Consider the following 17,839-nt stretch of genomic DNA (forward strand, 5'->3'; position numbering starts at 1 on the left):
CTCGAAAAATTCATTGAACAATGGCGCCGGTTTGAACCGGGCTTGCCCGGCAACTCCCACAGACGATCACCCGCGAGGTATCTCATGAAATCACTGAAACTCATCGGTCTGGCATTCGGCGCTTCCGTTGCGCTGTCAACGGCGGCGTTCGCAGACGACCTCACCATTGCAGTCGCGGGCCCGATGACCGGCACCGAATCCGCCTTCGGCCGCCAGATGAAGAACGGCGCCGACCTGGCGGTGGCCGACCTCAATGCCGCCGGCGGCGTTGCCGGCAAGAAGCTGGTCCTCGATGCCGAGGACGATGCCTGCGATCCCAAGCAGGCCCGCTCTGTTGCCGAAAAGATCGCGGGCGCGAAGATCCCGTTCGTCGCCGGCCACTTCTGCTCGTCGTCGTCGATCCCGGCTTCGGAAGCCTATGCCGACGGTAACGTCCTCCAGATCACGCCCGCCTCGACCAACCCGCTTTTCACCGAGCGCAAGCTCTGGAACGTGGCGCGCGTCTGCGGCCGGGACGATCAACAGGGCCTGATCGCCGCGCAGTACATCGCGAAGAACTTCAAGGGCAAGAACGTCGCGATTCTCAACGACAAGACCACCTACGGCAAGGGTCTGGCGGATGAGACCAAGAAGGCGCTCAACAAGGCCGGCATCACCGAGAAGCTCAATGAGTCCTACAACAAGGGCGACAAGGACTTCAACGCGATCGTCTCGCGCCTGAAGAAGGAGAACATCGACCTCGTCTATGTCGGCGGCTATCATCAGGAGGCGGGCCTGATCCTGCGCCAGATGCGCGACCAGGGCATGAAGACGGTCCTGATGTCGGGCGACGCGCTGGCCGACAAGGAATACGCCTCGATCACGGGCCCGGCCGGCGAAGGCACGCTGTTCACCTTCGGTCCCGATCCGCGCAACAAGCCGACCGCGAAGAAGATCGTCGAGGCCTTCAAGGCCAAGGGCATCGATCCGGAAGGTTACACGCTCTACACCTATGCCGCGATGCAGGTCTGGTCGCAGGCGGTCAAGAAGGCCGGCACCACCGATGCCAAGAAGGTCATGGAGACCATCAAGGCCGGCAAGTGGGATACGGTGCTTGGGCCTCTCGAATATGACGCCAAGGGCGACATCAAGCAGATCGACTATGTCGTCTACAAGTGGGACGCCAAGGGCGGCTACGCCGAGCTCAACGCCCACGGCACCTAAGACAGGCCGCCTGATCTTTTAACCAGCTTGACGTCAACGCCCCGGCTCGCCGGGGCGTTTTGTTTTCGCAAGCCGGTCAGACGGCAGCAGACAATTCGCCGCCAGCCGCTGTCTGCGCCTTCCGGAGCGCTTGCAGCAGATCGTTCGGCCGAAACGGCTTTTGCACGCAGATCACGCCGGCGAGACCCGGCGCCTCACGGATGAAATCCAGTGTCGTCATCCCCGATACCGCCACAATCGGAAATCCGGGAACACGCTCGCGAATAGCCGCCATGACCTCGATACCGCTGATGTCGGTCAGGAAGATGTCGACAATGGCCGCGTCGAAAACCTCTTCGCCAAAGGCCTTGAGGCCAGCCACACCGCTCTCGGCTTCAACTACGTCAAATTGGTTGACCCGAAGGACGATCGAGACCATGGCGCGGACGTCCTTCTGGTCATCCACAACAAGGACACGGGGCATGGGAACAACTCCCGGATTCGCATCATTAATTGGTTTCAATTCAAACGGCGACGTACGGCAAGGTAGTATGAGCCCGTCAAGTAAAGCCAACCTTACCGATTTCCTATTCCGATTCCCCGTCCGAGTTAAGTAAGCTGTAACCCTCGGTTGAGTCGTGGGCATATCCCCTCGGGACACGCGCCCAGAGCGGGTTACCATGGAGGCCAAGGCCGAAACGCCAGGCCAGTACCCGAGGCGGCCGGCCGATCAAGTCACGTGGACTACCCATGCCGTCCCTGCGAGAGGTCAACGTGCACGCCAGAAACGACCGAAGCACATTCCTTTCAACCTTGCCGGCCATGCAGAGCGATCGCACTGCAGCGTTGGCGATCGTCGGGATCTCCGCGATCCTGTTCGCACTGGCTGTCCCCTTCGCGGCGACTCCCCTGGTCCAGATGCCGGCCTTCGTGGCCAGCTACCAGTCGGCGCTGGCCGTCAGCGATATCATTACCGCTGTTCTGCTGCTGTCGCAATTCTCGGTCCTGCGCAGCCGCGCGTTGCTGCTGCTGTCAATAGGGTATCTGTTCACCGCAGCGGCGGCGGTGACACACGCCCTCACCTTCCCCGGACTGTTCGCGCCGACGGGATTGCTGGGCGCCGGCACCCAGACCACGGTCTGGCTCTACATGATCTGGCACGGCGGATTCCCGTTGTTCGTGCTGGCCTATGGCTGGTTGAAGGACGGCAACGGCGGCAACAAGATCGAGGGACCGACGCAGCGGTCGATCGTGGTCGCCGTGCTCGGCGTCATTGTCGCGATGATCGTCATCGGTTGGTTCGTCACGGCGCGGCACGATTTGCTGCCGGTCCTGCTGAGGGACGGCCGCTACACCACCACCATGATCGGCGTGGTGTCTTTTGTCTGGTCCTTGAGCTTCGCGGCGCTGATCACGCTCTGGCTCCGCAGGCCGCATACGGTGATCGACATCTGGCTGATGGTCACGATGTGCGCCTGGCTGTTCGACATCGCGCTGTCGGCGATCGTCAATGTCGCCCGCTACGACCTCGGCTTCTACGCCGGCCGCATCTACGGCCTATTCGCCGCGAGCTTCGTGCTCGCCGTGCTCCTGATCGAGAACGTCCGCCTGCAGGCGAGCACGATAGGCCTTGTCGGCCGGCTGCGCGAGCAATCGGCCTTCGAGCGCGACTATTACGGCAAGCGTCTCGCGCTCTATGGCGCCGTGGTCGAATCCTCCAACGATGCCATCATCACCGAATCGCTCGACGGCCGCATCACGGGCTGGAACAGAGCTGCCGAGCGTCTGTTCGGCTATTCAGCCAATGAAGCCATCGGCCGATCGATTGATCTCGTGGTGCCGGAGGACCGCAGGGCCGAAGCCAGGGGTCTTCTCAACCGCATCAGCAGCAACGAGTCGATCGCCCAGCACGAGACCGTTCGCATCCGCAAGGACGGCCGGCAGATCGACGTCGTCCTGAACGTCTCGCCGCTGCGATCCGACAATGGCGAGATCATCGGCGCCTCCAAGATTGCCCACGACATCACCGAGGAGAAGCAGGCGCGGGAGAAGCTGCGCCGCGAGATCGAGGAGCGCGAGCGCATCTTCGAGACCTCGCAGGACCTGATCCTGGTCACCGACGGGTACGGTAATTTCATCCAGGTCAGCCCGAGCGTGAAGGACATTCTCGGCTTCAACCCGGAGGACATGATCGGGCACAGCGCGATCGAATTCATCCATCCCGACGATCTGGACAGGACGCGCGAAGAGATGCGCGCTGCGCGGCGCGGTCAGACCAAGCGTAGCTTCGAGGCGCGCTATTACCACTATGACGGGCACGAGGTCTCGCTGAACTGGGTCGGAAACTGGTCGGAGCCCGTCAAGCGCCATTTCTTCATCGGCCGCGACCTCACCGACAAGCAAGCCGCGGAAGCCCAGCTGCGGCAGGTCCAGAAGATGGATTCCATCGGCCAGCTGACCGGCGGCGTCGCCCACGACTTCAACAACGTGCTCACCGTCATCACCGGCACGATCGGCATTTTGTCGGACGCGGTCGCCGACCGGCCCGAGCTTGCCGCCATCACCAAGCTGATCGACGACGCTGCCGAGCGCGGTGCGCAGCTGACCAAGCATCTGCTCGCCTTCGCCCGCAAACAGCCGCTCCAGCCCCGCGAGATCGACGTCAATGCGCTGGTGCTGGAGGCCGCAAAGCTGCTGCATCCGACGCTCGGCGAGCAGATCACGATCATGCCGCAGCTCACCGAAGACGCCTGGCCTACTCTGGTCGATCCAGGCCAGCTTTCGACTGCGATCCTCAATCTCGCCCTGAACGCGCGCGACGCCATGCCCGACGGCGGCACCCTGGTGCTGGAGACCCGCAACATCTTCCTCGACGACGGCTATGCCAGCATGAATCCCGATGTCGTCGCCGGCAATTACGTGATGATCGCGGTCAGCGACACCGGCTCGGGCATTCCGGCCGCGCTGCTCGAGCGGGTGTTCGATCCGTTCTTCACCACCAAGGAGGTCGGCAAGGGCACGGGCCTTGGCCTCAGCATGGTGTTCGGCTTCGTCAAGCAGTCCGGCGGCCACATCAATATCTACAGCGAGGAAGGCCACGGCACGAGCGTGAAGATCTACCTGCCGCGGTCCACCGGCATGCAGGAGACCGAGTACGAACAGCCTCAGAACGTGCCCATCACCGGCGGTAACGAGAAGGTCCTGATCGTCGAGGACGACGCGCTGGTGCGGCAATATGTCGTGACCCAGGTCAAGAGCCTCGGCTATGCCGCGCTCGAGGCGGCCAACGCCGCCGAAGCCCTCGTCATCATCGATGCCGACAAGGACATCGACCTGCTCTTCACCGACATCATCATGCCCGGCAACATGAACGGCCGCCAGCTCGCCGATGAGGCGACACGGCGGCGACCGCAGCTGAAGACGCTGTTCACCTCGGGCTACACGGAAAACGCCATCGTCCATCACGGCCGGCTCGATTCCGGCGTGCTGCTGCTGGCCAAGCCTTACCGCAAGTCGGAGCTCGCCAAGATGCTCAGGACCGCGCTGGCGAGTTGAGCCCGCCGCTCGCGTACGCTATCGCTGGGACCGTGCCAGCCGCATGGGAGTGCCGTCCTTGAAAAACCTGCTCACCGATATTGCCGGCGTCCGCGTCGGTCATGCCGATGACGCAAAACTTGCCTCGGGCGCAACGGCCATCGTGTTCGATCAGCCGGCGGTCGCGGCGATCGACATCCGCGGCGGCGGACCCGGCACGCGCGAGGACGCGCTGCTTGGCCTTGCCAATACCGTCGAGCGCGTCGACGCGATCGCGCTGTCCGGCGGCTCTGCCTTCGGCATCGAGACCGGCGGCGGCATCCAGGCCTGGCTTGCCGAGCAGGGCCGCGGCTTTCGCGTCCGCGAGGCCCTGATCCCGATCGTGCCGGGCGCCATCCTGTTCGATCTGCTCAACGGCGGCGACAAGGCCTGGGGCCGCTTCGCGCCCTATCGCGATCTCGGCTATGCCGCAGCCGCCTCAGCCGGAAGCGAGTTTGCGCTCGGCAGCGTCGGGGCCGGCTTTGGCGCCACCACAGCGACGTTCAAGGGCGGCCTCGGCTCGGCATCCGCCGTGACCAGCAGCGGCGTCAAGGTCGCGGCGCTCATCGCCGTCAACGCGGTCGGCAGCACCACGGTCGGCGACGGACCCTGGTTCTGGGCGGCGCCGTTCGAGCTTGGCGGCGAGTTCGGTGGCCGCGGATTGCCCGACAAGTTCACCGACGACATGCTCAAGCTGCGCATCAAGGGCGGCCCCGCCGCAACCGAGCGCGAGAACACCACGATCGGCGCCGTCGTCACCGATGCAGTGCTGAGCAAGCCCCAGGCCAAGCGGTTGGCGATGATTGCGCATACCGGCTTTGCGCGTGCGATCTATCCGGTGCATGCTCCGACCGATGGTGACGTGCTGCTCGCCGCCGCAACCTGCGCAAAGCCGATTGATCCGATCGTCGGCCTCACCGAGCTCGGCATGGTCGCCGCCAATGTGGTTGCCCGCGCCATCGCCCGCGGCGTCTACAACGCGACCGCGCTGCCGTTCCCGGGCGCGCAGCCCGCGTGGAAGGATCGGTTCGGAGTGTAACGAGAGCGCCTCTCTCCCCACGTCGTGTGTCATCGCCCGGCGAAGACCGGGCGATCCAGTATTCCAAAGACGATTGCGATTGAAATGAGAGGCCGCGGCGTACTGGATGCCCCGGTCCCGGCTCCGCTAGGCTACGCCGGGCCTACAAGGAGCACGGCCGGCGAAGCTTCAGCGAAGACGGCAAGCCGGGGCATGACAGCGGATGCGCCCCTTACACGCTCATGGACATCGACGAAGCCGCGGAACCGGCCGCGGTCTGGGTCTGGCGCTGCATCATCTGGCCGAACCAGTCATAGGGCGAATTGGCGCTGGAGGCGCCCGGCACCACTGTCGTCATCTTGAAACCGTCAGCATAGGTGACGGTTGTGGTGGTCGAGCCGTCGGCGGCGGTCGTGGTGGTCGAGGTCGACCCGCCGCTCGGCGATGACGAGGAATCCGAGCCGTTGCCCGACGCACCGCCCGAGCCGCTCGGCGCGTGCGCATCGTGGTGGCCGCCATGATGGCCGGCGCCCTTCAGCGCCTTGGACATCTCGTCCAGGCTGACGCTGGCGTCCGAATTGGTATCGAGCTTGGAGAACACGTCGTCGGCCTGCGCCAGATTGGTGCCGCCGGCGCCGAGCGCGTTCTCGAACTCCGATTGGGTGATCTTGCCGTCGCCATTGGCGTCGATCTGCGAGAACAGGTCCTTCAGCGCTGCGTCGCGGCTGCTCGAAGTCGCGTTGCCCGTGCTGGCGGTCTGGTCCGTCGACTGGCTTTGCGCGGCGAACAGCGCATTCATCGTCTCCGGCGAGATCTGCGGATAATAGCCAGGATTCGCCGACGGAGCTGCACTGCTTGACGTGCTGCTGGTGCTGCTGTTGATCGCGAATGGGTTGGCCGCGCCTTGCGACGAGCCAGTCTGCTGCGTCGAGGACGATTTCGAGCTCGTCAGCGATTGAATGGCATCAAGCGCAGTCGAGACGGCACCAAGCGCAAACAACATTGCACAACTCCAAACCATGCGGCATGCCGCGGCCAATGTTCTGGCCGTGAGGTCAGCAAGCGACGTGCCAGCGCGAAAAGCTCAATGAAATCCATATCCGCCGGGCCTTGCGGGGTGCGGGACCATCGGCAATTCATGCCCGCTGGCGGCAGAAATTTCCGCCCACAGGAAGCTCAACCTCCCTGCATTGCCCGGCCGGGAGGCCCATGTTAGGCGAGGCCAACAGCCCCCATGCCGCCCCGGGAAACAGCGCCATGACCCAAGCCTTCGCCCCCCGCCCCCTGGCCATCGCGCCCTCGATCCTGGCCTCGGATTTCTCGAAGCTCGGCGAGGAGGTCCGCGCGGTGGATGCTGCCGGCGCCGACTGGATCCATCTCGACGTGATGGACGGGCACTTCGTGCCCAACATCTCCTACGGCCCTGACGTCATCAAGGCGATGCGCCCGCACACCAGGAAGGTGTTCGATGCGCATCTGATGATCTCGCCCTGCGATCCCTATCTGGAGGCCTTCGCCAAGGCCGGCTGTGACCACATCACCGTGCATGCCGAGGCAGGTCCGCATTTGCACCGCTCGCTCCAGGCCATTCGGGCGCTCGGCAAGAAGGCGGGCGTCTCGCTCAATCCGGGCACGCCGATCAGCGTGCTCGAATACGTGCTCGACCTGGTCGATCTCGTGCTGGTGATGTCGGTCAATCCCGGTTTCGGCGGCCAGGCCTTCATCCCCTCCGCCATCGGCAAGATCCGCGACATTCGCGCGATGACGGCGGGGCGTCCGATCGATATCGAGGTCGATGGCGGTGTCGGCCCCGATGTCGCCGGCGCGCTTGCGGCCGCCGGCGCCAACGCCTTCGTCGCCGGCACGTCCGTGTTCAAGGGCGGCACGCAGGATGTGTACAAGAACAATATTGCAGCGATCCGCAACGCGGCACTCGCGGCGCGCGGCGAGGCGATCTGACCGGCGCTACGCCGGCAAAACTGCGGCCTTTACGGGCATTGCGACGCGCAATGACTAAAATTGCAACCTAAATCCGTACTCCTCCGGACTTCCCTGATTCGTGCAAATCATCGCTAGTGATTCCTGCCTGATTTGACAGGAGCACATCATGACGACGACCCTGGTTTGGACTGGCGTGGCGTTGTGGATCGGTTTTTGTGCGTTCGTTGTGTTCGGCCCATCGGCCGGACCGGTGCAGGTCCCGGCGCGTTCGACCCGCATCATCGGTCGCCGCCGCTATCCGGGCTGACGCCATGCAGATCGCCCTCGTGAAGCGTCAGCCGAAACGCAGGTGCCGCATCCCGCGCCGCCCGCATCCGAACCTCGACTATTTCTTCGGTCGGCTCGAACGCACCGAAGGCAATATGCGCGACGATCCGGGCGCCGAGACTGTAGACCTGGACCACTCGTTCCGGTCACCGCGCCGGCATTGAAATCCTTTTCTGGACTCAACCAATGAAACCGCACTGCCCGAACTGCCTGAAGGAAATGACCAAGGCGTCCGCGTCGCGTAACCTCTTCAACTGCGAGCCCTGCCGCGAGATCATTCAGTACTTCGGCGGCAGCGCGGATCACGGCGAGGCCGGCCCGCACTTCACCTGGCCGATCCGTCGCAAGCGTTCGATGCACACCGCGCACGCGGCGTGAATCTTTCCTAGCCCCACACCACGCCGGCGTCCGGTTTGGCAACAGCCATGCGCGGCGGCCGCACCACGGTGACGGTGCAGGTCGCCTCCGCCGCCACCTTGGCCGAGACGCTGCCAAGCAGCGTGCGCCTGAACGAGCTCTGCCGCGCGCCGATGACGACATGGTCGACCTGGTTGACCTCGGCGAATTCCAGCAGCGCCGTGGCGGGATCGACCGCCTCCAGCACGTGAACCGACAGCCGGCTTTCATCCAGCTTCAGCGGCGTCGCCCAATGCCGGAGCGCGACCAGGCGGTCGATATGCTTGTTGGAGCCCTGGTCGTCCAGCGTCTTGTCGATGGCGATGCGGTTGAGCTTCAGCACATTGACGCAGGCAAGCCGCGCTGACGGCAGCGTCGCGAGAATGCGCTCCGTGGTCACACGCAGCGCCTCGTTCAGCTCCGGCTCACCTTCCACCGTGTCAAGCGCGACTGCGAGGATCGGGCTCGAGGCAATCTGTTCGGCAACATCCGCCTTCGCCCGCGGCTGCATGGCGTCCTGGTTGAACCGGCGCCGCCAGGCCACGCTCAAGGGATCGCGCTTGATCCGCTCCGAACGCGCGGTCAGCCTGACCTGGTTCGGATGCGCGAGATCGAAGGCGAGCTGGGTCGCGGTCGGGTAGCGCCGGACCGGCTCGATCTCGAGACACCGCAGCACCACTTCCTGGAGCCAGGGCGGATAGTCGGCGCGCAAGCTTCGCGGCGGATGCGGATCGCGCCACAGCCTCCGCCGCATCGCGCGCAGTGTCTCGCCCTCGCCGAACGGACGTTCGCCGGTCGTGAAGAAGTACAGCAGCACACCGAGCGAAAACAGGTCGCTGCGCGGATCGTCGCGCACGCCCAGCAGCCGTTCCGGCGCCATGTAGGGCGCTGTGCCATAAGGCAGACGAAACTCCGCCTGCAGCAGGTCGGGCAGATGATCGTGGTGCGACAGGCCGTAATCGATCAGCACTGCCTCGCCGCTCTCGCGGAACATGACGCTGCTTGGCTTGATGTCGTGATGGATCACGCTCTGCCGATGCAGATCGGCGAGCGCAGCCGCGATCTTGGCAACCAGCAACCGCGCCTCCTCGTAAGGTAGCGGCAGATCGGGCAGCCGCTTGTAGAGCGTTGTGCCCGGAATGCGCTCGATCACGGCATAGGCCTGGCGGGCAAAATCGCCGGTGCCATAGCAGTGCGGCACGTGCGGGCCGGCCAGCCGCGGCAGGATCATCATCTCCATCTCGAACGAAACGATTGCCGCGGGGTCCTCGCCTTCCGACGCCCGCGGGACCTTCATCAGCAGCGGCACCTCGATGCCGGGACGGGTGACGGTCCACAGCGTCGCCATGCCGCCGGCATGGACGCATTCGCCGATCGTGTAGCCGTCGATGACAGCGCCTGATTTGACCAGGGATTTGGGCATCGGCCTCTAGCGCCCCTGCGACAGCCGATCGGCGAGCCAGGGCGGCAGGCCGTTCTCGCGGATCTTGCTTGCCGCGCTCGCGATGTCATAGGGCACACGGCAATAGGTGATCTGGCACGAGACCGTGTCGAACAGCACGAAAGATGCCGACGGATCGCCATCGCGCGGCTGGCCGACCGAGCCGAGCACGGCGAGCCATTGCCGGCCGCGCAGGAGCTGCACCGGCACATCGGTCTTGGGCACGAAGCTCGTCATCTTCGCCGTCACCGACATCGAATAGAGCGCGGGCCGATGAATGTGGCCGCAGAACGTGACGTGAGCCGGCGTTGCGATCAGGCTCCTGGCGGCATCCGCCGTCGAGCGGACATAATGCCAGCGCTTGGGGCTCGAGGCTTCCGAATGCACGAACAGCCGATCGCTGTCGTCCACCAGCATCGGCAGTTCGGCCAGGAACCGCCGCTGTGCCGCATCGAGCCGCCCGCGCGTCCACTCGATCGCGATCTGCGCCTCGTTGTTCATGTTCTCGGTGGTGGTGTTGACGGCTTCGTCATGATTGCCGCGCACGGCGACGGCACCATGGGCGACCAGATCCATGGCGGTGTCCACGACCCATTCCGGGTCGGCGCCATAGCCGACGAAATCGCCGAGCAGGATGAACCGCTCCGCAGCCCTGGCGCGGGCCACCTTCAGGCACGCCTCGAACGCCTGCCGGTTGCCGTGGATATCCGAGAAGACAGCGAGAAGCACGCACCCTCCACCCTCAATAGTCTTATTGGAAGCCGATAAAGCCAATTTGAGGGAGGTCAACAAGATGCGCCAGCGCAAGGCGGTTGACCAGCGCCACGCGGCCGCAATGGTGAAGAGCCTATTGCTCGTCCTTGGGCGGCATCCGAGGTGGCGGCAACGGCGTGAAGACGGCGCCTTGCGCGCCTGATGGCGGGGCATTGAACTCCCCGGTCGAGGAATCGCCGCCGCTGGTCTCGAGGATGGCCTTGGGCGTCACATACTCCCTGATCATGTCGACCAGGCTGCCCTCGCCGCCGCCAAAGTCCGCCGCACGCCCGCCTTGCGGATGGCCCGCCGCGATCTCGTTCTCCGCCGCATGGGTCTTGTCGGCCAGGGTGTCGTTATAGGGGACGCGGAAGGCCCGTGGAATGCCGCTCGGACGATGATCCGCATCGAGTTCCTCCACCCACAGATAGATCGAGCCGGGATCGCCCTCCAGCGAATGCGGCTCGACGATCCGCGCCGCCAGCAGCTTGAAGGACGCAGGGAGCCTGTCCGTGCTGGCCCAGCCGAGCAACCCGCGCATGTCCGTGAAGCTGACGACGTAGAAGGCACTGGTCACGACGACGGCGACCGCCTTCAGCGACCAGTGCAGCCGCGCATAGACCAGCACGACCAGCAGCAGCGCGCCGATCACGGCATAGGCGACCGACAGCGAGAGGATGACCGTCTGCTGATTACTCACGGCGCACCCTTACCCGCGTGTTCGGGTCGATATCGGCGCCATTGCGCCAGCTGCTGCGGAAGGTCTCCATCAGCGATTTCGGCCGCTGGCTCACATCGATAACCTTGCCCTCGGCATCGAGCCGGAACCGCACCGCGGTCTTCTCGTCACCGGTGTGGTCGAGCGTGAACTTGTTGTCGAAAACCACCTGCGCGGTCGGATTGAGCTTCTGCACCTTCACATTGGCCGTGACGGGCTCGCCGGTCGTGGCGACGAAATGCGAGACGTTGACGGTGTATTCGCCGGGGACGATGCCGCGCAGCGTGACGATCTCCTCACGGATGGGGGAAGCGATCTTCTTACCATTGACCATGATGAAGTCGTTGGCCCCGCCCCGGTCGTCGCGGTCGAGCGTGAGGAAGCCGGCCTCCCGGTGGCGATACCAGGCGATGTTGCCGGCGGGATCCTGCACGAACAGGTCGAGATCGTCGGGATGATTGTCCGGCCAGTCCAGTGTGATCATGAACTCGGCCTTGGAGTCGATCTTGCCGTCCTTGGCATCGGGAGAGACCGCAAGCAGCGCGAGGAAGAACAGGAAGGCGACCACCTGAAGCGCCTTGAACAGCATCACGCCCAGGGGATCGAACGGCTCCTCGCGCGGATAGAGGCCGAAATCATCCATCATGACGGCGTTCCAGCACCTTTACGCTCGAGAACCGGCGTCACATAGGTCTCGGTCAGCACCACCGCATCCGAGAACACCCGCTGGGTCGCGGCATCGAGCATGTAGTACTGGATCCGGACCAGGATGGAGCCGACGAGGCCCGCGAGCGTCGTGTACATCGCGACCGCCATGCCGTCGCTCATCAGTCCCATCGAGGAGCGCATCGCGACCTTGTCGGCGGCGTCCAGTCCCGCGATCGGCGCCAGCATGATGATGAAGCCGATGATGGTGCCGAGCAGGCCGAGCTTCATCAGCGTGTCGGAGACGAACGCACCGAACCCGTTGGAGCCGCGCAGGCGGTCCGCGAGCGTCCGCAGCAGCAGCGTCTGGTCGACCGGACGGTAATCCTGCGCCGCCGCTTTCGTCACCAGGCTTTCGATGTGATCGCGCACCAGCCCGCGCGGCAGCGCGGTGGCGCGCGCATCGAGCACCTTGCTGCCCTCGGGCGCCGCCAGCACCGCGCGGCAGCGCCGGGCCGCCGCACCTTCACGGGCAATCGCTCGCGTGCGCAGGAAGCAGTGACCGCAGGTGACGAGATAGAGCGCCGCGATCACGCTCGAAATGTAGGTCCGGTCTGATGTGAGCATCAGATGGATCAGGCCGAAACGCCACAGCAGCACCACGGCGAAGATCGACAGTCCCGTGAAGATCATCCAGAACAACAGAGCGCTGCGCTCGGATGGGTCGGCAGTCGAGGGCGCGATCGGTCCAATCGTCATCGAACTCATGCTGCACGCTCCTCACCTTGCAGGGATTGGCCTGCGATGTTTCCACCCCGATCAGATCAAAGCCGCCGCTGCAGGTCCAAAGAGCGATGCCCAATCGGGCTTGGGAAATTTGCCCGAGCTGCAATCGGGCCCAATCCCTGCAATTGGCAAGACGCGGCGGCGTTGTTAGGCTGAGCTTATCAAACTTTGGGGTGATCGCATGCGCCTCGTGCTTCAGACGGTCCAGAACTACCACTATCTGATCAGGACCAAGACCGGCGCGCGCACGGACGCGCAGCTGGTGCGGCTTGCCGCGGCTTGCGAGTTGACGCGGATTTAGCAGCGGCCCTGCCGCAAAGCCTCGAATGAGATGAAATTTCTCATTCTGCCAAGCGGATAGGAACGGAGGCTATTGTGTTCCAGTTAGCAGGGTGAAGGAGTAGAAGTCATGAGTAAGGGTCACCACAAGGCAGTCGCCCATCCCCCCGTCATCACGGTAGGCGATCTCATCGACGAACTCTGCCGCCTCCCCGATACCGCCGTGGTCCACTTCCGCTGTCCTGCCCTCGATCAGGAACTGGCATTCGAGCGCCTTCGAAAGCGATCGAAGGACGACGTCGAAATCGCGATCAGCGCCTATCCGGAGAGTCCACCGGTCGTCCCATCGTCCGACGGCGCTTTCCGCGCACGTACGTCCACGCCATCGGTCCGCAACGGCGTCGTTCTCAACAAGGTTAGAAGTTGATGGGACGGCGCGTGTATCGAACGGCCACCGCGGTCTAGCAGGCCTTCAACCCGCGCAGCAGCAGCGCGAGGGTGGCGTCCACGCGCGCCGGCAGATCGGCATCCTTCCACTCGTCGGCATGGGCTGGATGATGGAAGCGGCAGGTCGCGTCGAACAGCGCGCGCGCCGTCGTCTTGACGTCGTCCACGGCGAACTCGCCCTGCTTGACACCGTCGGCCAGTATCGCCGCGATCTGGTCGATCATGGTGTCCTTGTGGCACTTGACGGCCGCGCACGCCTCGCGCGCCAGCGTCAGATAGGTCTCGAACATCTCGGGGTCGTCGAGCACACGCGAGCGCTTGGCCGCGAACAGGGTACGCAGCCAGCGGTCGAGCCTGTCGGGCGCCGGCCCCTGCTCATTGGCGATCGCCAGCAGCGGCGCGTCGATCCGGTCGAGCCAGCGTTTGGCGACGGCCTCGCGCAGCGAAGCCTTGCTCGGGAAGTGGCGATAGACGCTGCCGTGGCTCACATCGAGCGCACGGGCAACGTCGACCACGGTGGCCTTGGCAAGTCCGTAGCGCCGCAAGACATCCTCGGTCACTTCGAGGATCCGCTCCGGCGTCAAGACAACAGCTTCGTTCATGCCAGCACCATGTTCCCGTTCAGGGTCCAGTTCCCCGGCGAAGGATGCTTACCGAAGCGCCCTTGACCGGTCGTTTCGGAAAGCTCTCGCCTTAATGAGGCAGTTTTGCAGCTTGCGCCGCGATCTGGCGCGCAACCAGCAAATTGAGCCAATGCCCAATCGTGCCGGTGAAGTTGATGATTTCGGTCGTCATTGTCGTAAGTCTCCATTCGTCCGCGGTTCCCACCCCAAAATGACGCGCCTCGATCCGCAGGCATTTCGGACCTCAGGCTCCCGGGAGGGATGGCCGCGGGACGCCCAATCGGAGCGTCCGGGAACGGATATACATATCTCGCTGACAGATTTCAATATCTGTCAGTCAATGATCCGTGATTGACAGTTAATTTTTGAGACGGGATCTGCCTTTCGCCCGGGCCTCGTGGCGGGCTACGCTGCGCCCATTCGCCCTACCGAGAAAAACGGACCCGACGCCCATGCCCATCGTCAACCGCATCGCCGCCCTCTCCGACGAAATGGCCGCCTGGCGCCATGACTTTCACGAGAACCCGGAGTTGCTTTACGAGGTCCACCGCACGGCCGGCATCGTCGCCGACAAATTGCGCGAGTTCGGCTGCGACGAGGTGGTGACGGGCATCGGCCGCACCGGGGTCGTCGGCGTGATCCGTGGTCGCAAGTCTGCCTCAGGCAAGGCCATCGGCCTGCGCGCCGACATGGACGCGCTGCCGATCATGGAAACCGCCGAGGTGCCCTACGCCTCGAAGATCCCGGGCAAGATGCACGCCTGCGGTCACGACGGCCACACCGCGATGCTGCTGGGCGCGGCAAAGTACCTCGCCGAGACGCGCAATTTCGACGGCACCGCGGTCATGATCTTCCAGCCCGCCGAGGAAGGCGGCGGCGGCGGCAAGGCCATGGTCGAGGACGGGCTGATGACGCGCTGGAACATCGACCAGGTCTACGGCATGCACAACATGCCGGGTCTCGCCGAAGGCCATTTCGCCACCACGCCGGGCCCGATGCTGGCCTCCTCCGACAACATCCAGATCACCGTGCGCGGCAAGGGCGGCCATGCCGGCGCCACCCCGCACCAGGCCATCGACAGCGTCCTGATCGGCTCGCAGATCGTGGGCGCGCTGCAATCGATCGTCGCGCGCAACGTCAATCCGCTGCAGTCGGCGGTGGTCTCGATCACGCAATTCCACGCCGGCACCGCTTTCAACATCATCCCGGAGACCGCCGAGCTCTGCGGCACCGTGCGCTCGCTCGATCCTGAGGTGCGCGATCTCATCGAGCGCCGGATCGGCGAAGTCGCCGACAGCGTCGCCCGCGCCTATGGCGGCTCGGCGGAGACGAAGTACACGCGCATGTATCCGGTGACCTTCAATCATGCGCGTGAAGCCGGCGTCGCCGCCGACGTCGCCCGTGACATCGTCGGCGCCGAGCGCGTCAACGACCGCATCATCCCGATGATGGGGGCAGAAGACTTCTCCTTCATGCTGGAAGAGCGCCCCGGCGCCATGGTGCTGGTGGGCATGGGCGAGAGCCCTGCGTGCCACCACCCGGCCTACGTCTTCAACGACAACATCCTCGGCCACGGCGCCTCATTCTGGGTGCGCCTGATTGAAACCGCGATGCCGGCGTAAAACGTCTGCCGCGTGGGCGAGGCTACGCCTGTACCACCTCGTGCCGCATCACGAACGGCGCGAGCAGCGTGTGCACCTCGCCGGCGACGATGTCGCGCTGGTCGGCCGGCAAGCCCGTCAGTGTCACCGTCGCGATCGAGCCGTGGCTGCCATGGGCGCCGACTTTCACCTTGCAGTCGATACCGCGCTCGACGAGTGGCCGCAGCACGTTGGTGAACACGCGCTGCGCCGCGTCCCAGCGCAATTGTGGCTTGAAGACCTTGCCGACGCCGGTCACCGGCATCGGGTCGATCGGAATGACCTGGACCGGAACGGCGGCGCGCTCCGGCGTGCGCTCGCGCACCCACGCTTCGAGCTCGCCCGGCTCGACGGACGCGCCGGGCTTCAGCTGCACGTAACCGACCGGCAGCTCGCCGGCATAGGCATCGGGCTGACCGACCACCGCGGCAAAGCCGACGGCGGGATGGCGGAACATGATCTCCTCGATCGGAGCCGGATCGATATTGTGACCCCCGCGGATGACGAGGTCCTTGGCGCGCCCGGTGATCCAGAGATAGCCGGCGGCGTCCAACCGGCCGAGGTCGCCGGAATTGACCCAGACCTTGTCGACAAAGGCGCCCTTGTTGTGGGCCTCATTGAGATAGCCGCCGAACACGCCGGGACCGGCCATGATGACGACGCCGATCTCGTCCACCTTGCAGTCGCGGATCAAATTGCCGTCGGCATCCAGCTGCACAATACGCACGCGGGAATACGGCATGGGAAGGCCGACCGAGCCGAGCCGGATCGGCCGTGACGGATAGGCCAGCGTATGCACGCTCGAGGTCTCTGTCATGCCGTAGACTTCGACGACCGGCAGCTTGAGTTTTTCCTGGATCGCAGATCCCACCGCGACCGGGATCGCCGAGCCGCCGCCGGCGGCATATTTCAAACTGGAGATGTCGGCATTTCCCGGCGGCACCGCGAGTGTTGCGGCGAGCACCGTCGGCACGCTGGACAGGGCCTCAGGCCTGAAGCGCTCGACCAGGCCCCAGATATTCTTCACGGCGTTGGGATTACGCCAGCCGCTCGGCGACAGCACGACCAGCGAGCCGCCGGCTGACAGTGTTCCGAGGACCTGCGTCAGTGATCCGCCGACATGAAACAGCGGCATGCCAAACAGCAGGTTGGCGCCGGGCTTCGCTTTCAGCAGCAGGTTCAGCGCCCAGGCCTGATAGACCTGGTTGGCATGGGTGTGCCGCACCAGCTTTGGCGTGCCTGTCGTGCCGCCGGTGTGGAAATAGGCGGCGATGTCGCTGCCGAGAATCTTGCGCCCGCTGACAAGCCGGTCCGCCGGCTGCTGCTTGACCAGATCGTTGAACGCAAAGATGCCCTTGTCCGGATCGCCGCCGCCAGCCACCTGCACGATCGCCTTGAGGTGCTTGAGCTGCGGGCGGATCTGCTCGACCTTCTGCCAGATGTCGGTGCCCGGCATCGGCCCAAGCGCCACCAGGATCTTCGTGTTCGCCGCTTCCAGGATTTCCGCGATCTGATGCGGCTCGAGCAGCGGGTTGACGGGATTGGCGATGCCCGCGGCTTCGGCCCCGAACAGCGTCACGAAGGCATCGGGCAGCAGCGGCAACATGAACGAGATCACATCGCCCTTCTCCGCACCGAGCGCGTGAAACATGTTGGCCGCCTGCGTGACCCGCGCGATGAAATCGCGGTAGGTGACCACGACAGCCGTGTCGGCAGGATCGGCATTTTGCAGAAACTGGATCACCGCGCCGTCGGGGTTGCGTGCGGCCCCAAGCCTGATGGCGTCATAGGTGCTCTCGGCCGCGACCCGGTCGGCATAAGGGACCTGCTCGAAGGCCCGGACCTCCTCGTCCGTCAAGAACTCCGGATAGTTGTCGCCAATAAGCCGATCGAGCGTGTGGATGCCCGCCATGGAATTCCGTCCTCCCTCAGGTCGTCCCTCGCCGCCTGTCTTTTGACATTTGGTGCGGCGGGTCCTCCCGGCCGATTGGCCGGCCGGGCGGGACTACAATGATGGATGATTTGGCGTTCGTCCATTGCCGACCGGCTACGGCGATAGACCTCGCCCGA

General features: G+C 64.6%; 18 protein-coding genes and 1 pseudogene. 10 read left to right on the forward strand and 9 right to left on the reverse strand.

Annotated features, from left to right (window positions below):
- Window positions 1–84 precede the first annotated feature (84 nt).
- On the forward strand, window positions 85–1,203 hold the full coding sequence (locus tag XH80_RS01610; protein ID WP_271597055.1) for a branched-chain amino acid ABC transporter substrate-binding protein: 1,119 nt from the start codon (window positions 85–87) through the stop codon (window positions 1,201–1,203).
- 76 nt (window positions 1,204–1,279) lie between these two features.
- Here the strand turns inward: XH80_RS01610 and XH80_RS01615 are convergent, their stop codons facing one another.
- The gene (locus XH80_RS01615) at window positions 1,280–1,666 is read right to left on the reverse strand and encodes a response regulator (protein WP_271597126.1); all 387 of its coding nucleotides are present in this window, start codon (window positions 1,664–1,666) and stop codon (window positions 1,280–1,282) included.
- Window positions 1,667–1,932: 266 nt separating this feature from the next.
- On the opposite strand from XH80_RS01615, the gene XH80_RS01620 reads away from it, so the two are divergent.
- Both XH80_RS01620 and XH80_RS01625 read left to right on the forward strand, forming a co-directional pair.
- A complete protein-coding gene (locus tag XH80_RS01620; protein ID WP_271597056.1) occupies window positions 1,933–4,737 on the forward strand; it encodes a PAS domain S-box protein in 2,805 nt (934 codons plus the stop codon).
- A 58-nt stretch (window positions 4,738–4,795) separates the two neighbouring features.
- Window positions 4,796–5,794, forward strand: coding sequence for a P1 family peptidase (locus tag XH80_RS01625; protein WP_271597057.1), 999 nt, complete (start codon window positions 4,796–4,798; stop codon window positions 5,792–5,794).
- 211 nt (window positions 5,795–6,005) lie between these two features.
- Here the strand turns inward: XH80_RS01625 and XH80_RS01630 are convergent, their stop codons facing one another.
- A complete protein-coding gene (locus XH80_RS01630; RefSeq protein WP_271597058.1) occupies window positions 6,006–6,776 on the reverse strand; it encodes an EF-hand domain-containing protein in 771 nt (256 codons plus the stop codon).
- Window positions 6,777–7,030: 254 nt separating this feature from the next.
- Here XH80_RS01630 and rpe point away from each other — a divergent pair, with 254 nt between their 5' ends.
- The 4 genes from rpe to XH80_RS01650 all read left to right on the forward strand — a co-directional run bounded on the left by rpe (window position 7,031) and on the right by XH80_RS01650 (window position 8,419).
- Window positions 7,031–7,732 carry a ribulose-phosphate 3-epimerase gene (gene rpe / locus XH80_RS01635; protein WP_271597059.1) on the forward strand — a complete coding sequence of 234 codons (702 nt, stop codon included), beginning with the start codon at window positions 7,031–7,033 and terminating at the stop codon, window positions 7,730–7,732.
- 148 nt (window positions 7,733–7,880) lie between these two features.
- Window positions 7,881–8,021: a hypothetical protein gene (locus XH80_RS01640; protein WP_271597060.1), complete on the forward strand. Its 141-nt coding sequence runs from the start codon at window positions 7,881–7,883 to the stop codon at window positions 8,019–8,021.
- Window positions 8,022–8,025: 4 nt separating this feature from the next.
- Window positions 8,026–8,205 carry a hypothetical protein gene (locus XH80_RS01645; RefSeq protein WP_271597061.1) on the forward strand — a complete coding sequence of 60 codons (180 nt, stop codon included), beginning with the start codon at window positions 8,026–8,028 and terminating at the stop codon, window positions 8,203–8,205.
- Between the two features lie 22 nt (window positions 8,206–8,227).
- The gene (locus XH80_RS01650) at window positions 8,228–8,419 is read left to right on the forward strand and encodes a hypothetical protein (RefSeq protein WP_057748915.1); all 192 of its coding nucleotides are present in this window, start codon (window positions 8,228–8,230) and stop codon (window positions 8,417–8,419) included.
- A gap of 7 nt (window positions 8,420–8,426) precedes the next feature.
- Here the strand turns inward: XH80_RS01650 and XH80_RS01655 are convergent, their stop codons facing one another.
- The 5 genes from XH80_RS01655 to XH80_RS01675 form a co-directional block, all read right to left on the reverse strand.
- Window positions 8,427–9,860 (reverse strand): serine/threonine protein kinase, encoded by a 1,434-nt coding sequence (locus XH80_RS01655; RefSeq protein WP_271597062.1) that lies wholly within the window; start codon window positions 9,858–9,860, stop codon window positions 8,427–8,429.
- A 6-nt stretch (window positions 9,861–9,866) separates the two neighbouring features.
- Window positions 9,867–10,607, reverse strand: a complete 741-nt coding sequence (locus XH80_RS01660; protein ID WP_057748922.1) for a metallophosphoesterase family protein — start codon at window positions 10,605–10,607, stop codon at window positions 9,867–9,869.
- A 118-nt stretch (window positions 10,608–10,725) separates the two neighbouring features.
- Entirely contained in the window at window positions 10,726–11,331 is a 606-nt protein-coding gene (locus XH80_RS01665; RefSeq protein ID WP_271597063.1) for a hypothetical protein, read from the reverse strand.
- Complete coding sequence (locus tag XH80_RS01670) at window positions 11,324–11,995, reverse strand: hypothetical protein (RefSeq protein ID WP_271597064.1); 672 nt, start codon at window positions 11,993–11,995, stop codon at window positions 11,324–11,326. Before XH80_RS01670 ends, XH80_RS01665 begins: the two co-directional genes overlap by 8 nt.
- Complete coding sequence (locus XH80_RS01675; protein ID WP_271597065.1) at window positions 11,992–12,762, reverse strand: MotA/TolQ/ExbB proton channel family protein; 771 nt, start codon at window positions 12,760–12,762, stop codon at window positions 11,992–11,994. Before XH80_RS01675 ends, XH80_RS01670 begins: the two co-directional genes overlap by 4 nt.
- A 211-nt stretch (window positions 12,763–12,973) precedes the next feature.
- Between XH80_RS01675 and XH80_RS01680 the strand changes: the two are divergent.
- Both XH80_RS01680 and XH80_RS01685 read left to right on the forward strand, forming a co-directional pair.
- A pseudogene (locus tag XH80_RS01680) lies at window positions 12,974–13,081 on the forward strand (DNA-binding response regulator); the annotation flags it as partial.
- 108 nt (window positions 13,082–13,189) lie between these two features.
- Entirely contained in the window at window positions 13,190–13,486 is a 297-nt protein-coding gene (locus XH80_RS01685; protein WP_271597066.1) for a hypothetical protein, read from the forward strand.
- A 34-nt stretch (window positions 13,487–13,520) separates the two neighbouring features.
- Here the strand turns inward: XH80_RS01685 and XH80_RS01690 are convergent, their stop codons facing one another.
- Window positions 13,521–14,108 carry a TetR family transcriptional regulator gene (locus XH80_RS01690; protein WP_271597067.1) on the reverse strand — a complete coding sequence of 196 codons (588 nt, stop codon included), beginning with the start codon at window positions 14,106–14,108 and terminating at the stop codon, window positions 13,521–13,523.
- Window positions 14,109–14,581: 473 nt separating this feature from the next.
- Here XH80_RS01690 and XH80_RS01695 point away from each other — a divergent pair, with 473 nt between their 5' ends.
- On the forward strand, window positions 14,582–15,751 hold the full coding sequence (locus tag XH80_RS01695) for a M20 aminoacylase family protein (protein ID WP_271597068.1): 1,170 nt from the start codon (window positions 14,582–14,584) through the stop codon (window positions 15,749–15,751).
- Window positions 15,752–15,773: 22 nt separating this feature from the next.
- On the opposite strand, the gene XH80_RS01700 is transcribed toward XH80_RS01695, so the two are convergent.
- Window positions 15,774–17,681, reverse strand: a complete 1,908-nt coding sequence (locus tag XH80_RS01700) for an acyl-CoA synthetase (RefSeq protein WP_271597069.1) — start codon at window positions 17,679–17,681, stop codon at window positions 15,774–15,776.
- Window positions 17,682–17,839: the final 158 nt, after the last annotated feature.

Origin of the sequence: Bradyrhizobium sp. CCBAU 45384 (assembly GCF_028128665.1) — a bacterium.
In the GTDB taxonomy this organism is placed as follows: Bacteria; Pseudomonadota; Alphaproteobacteria; order Rhizobiales; family Xanthobacteraceae; genus Bradyrhizobium; species Bradyrhizobium manausense.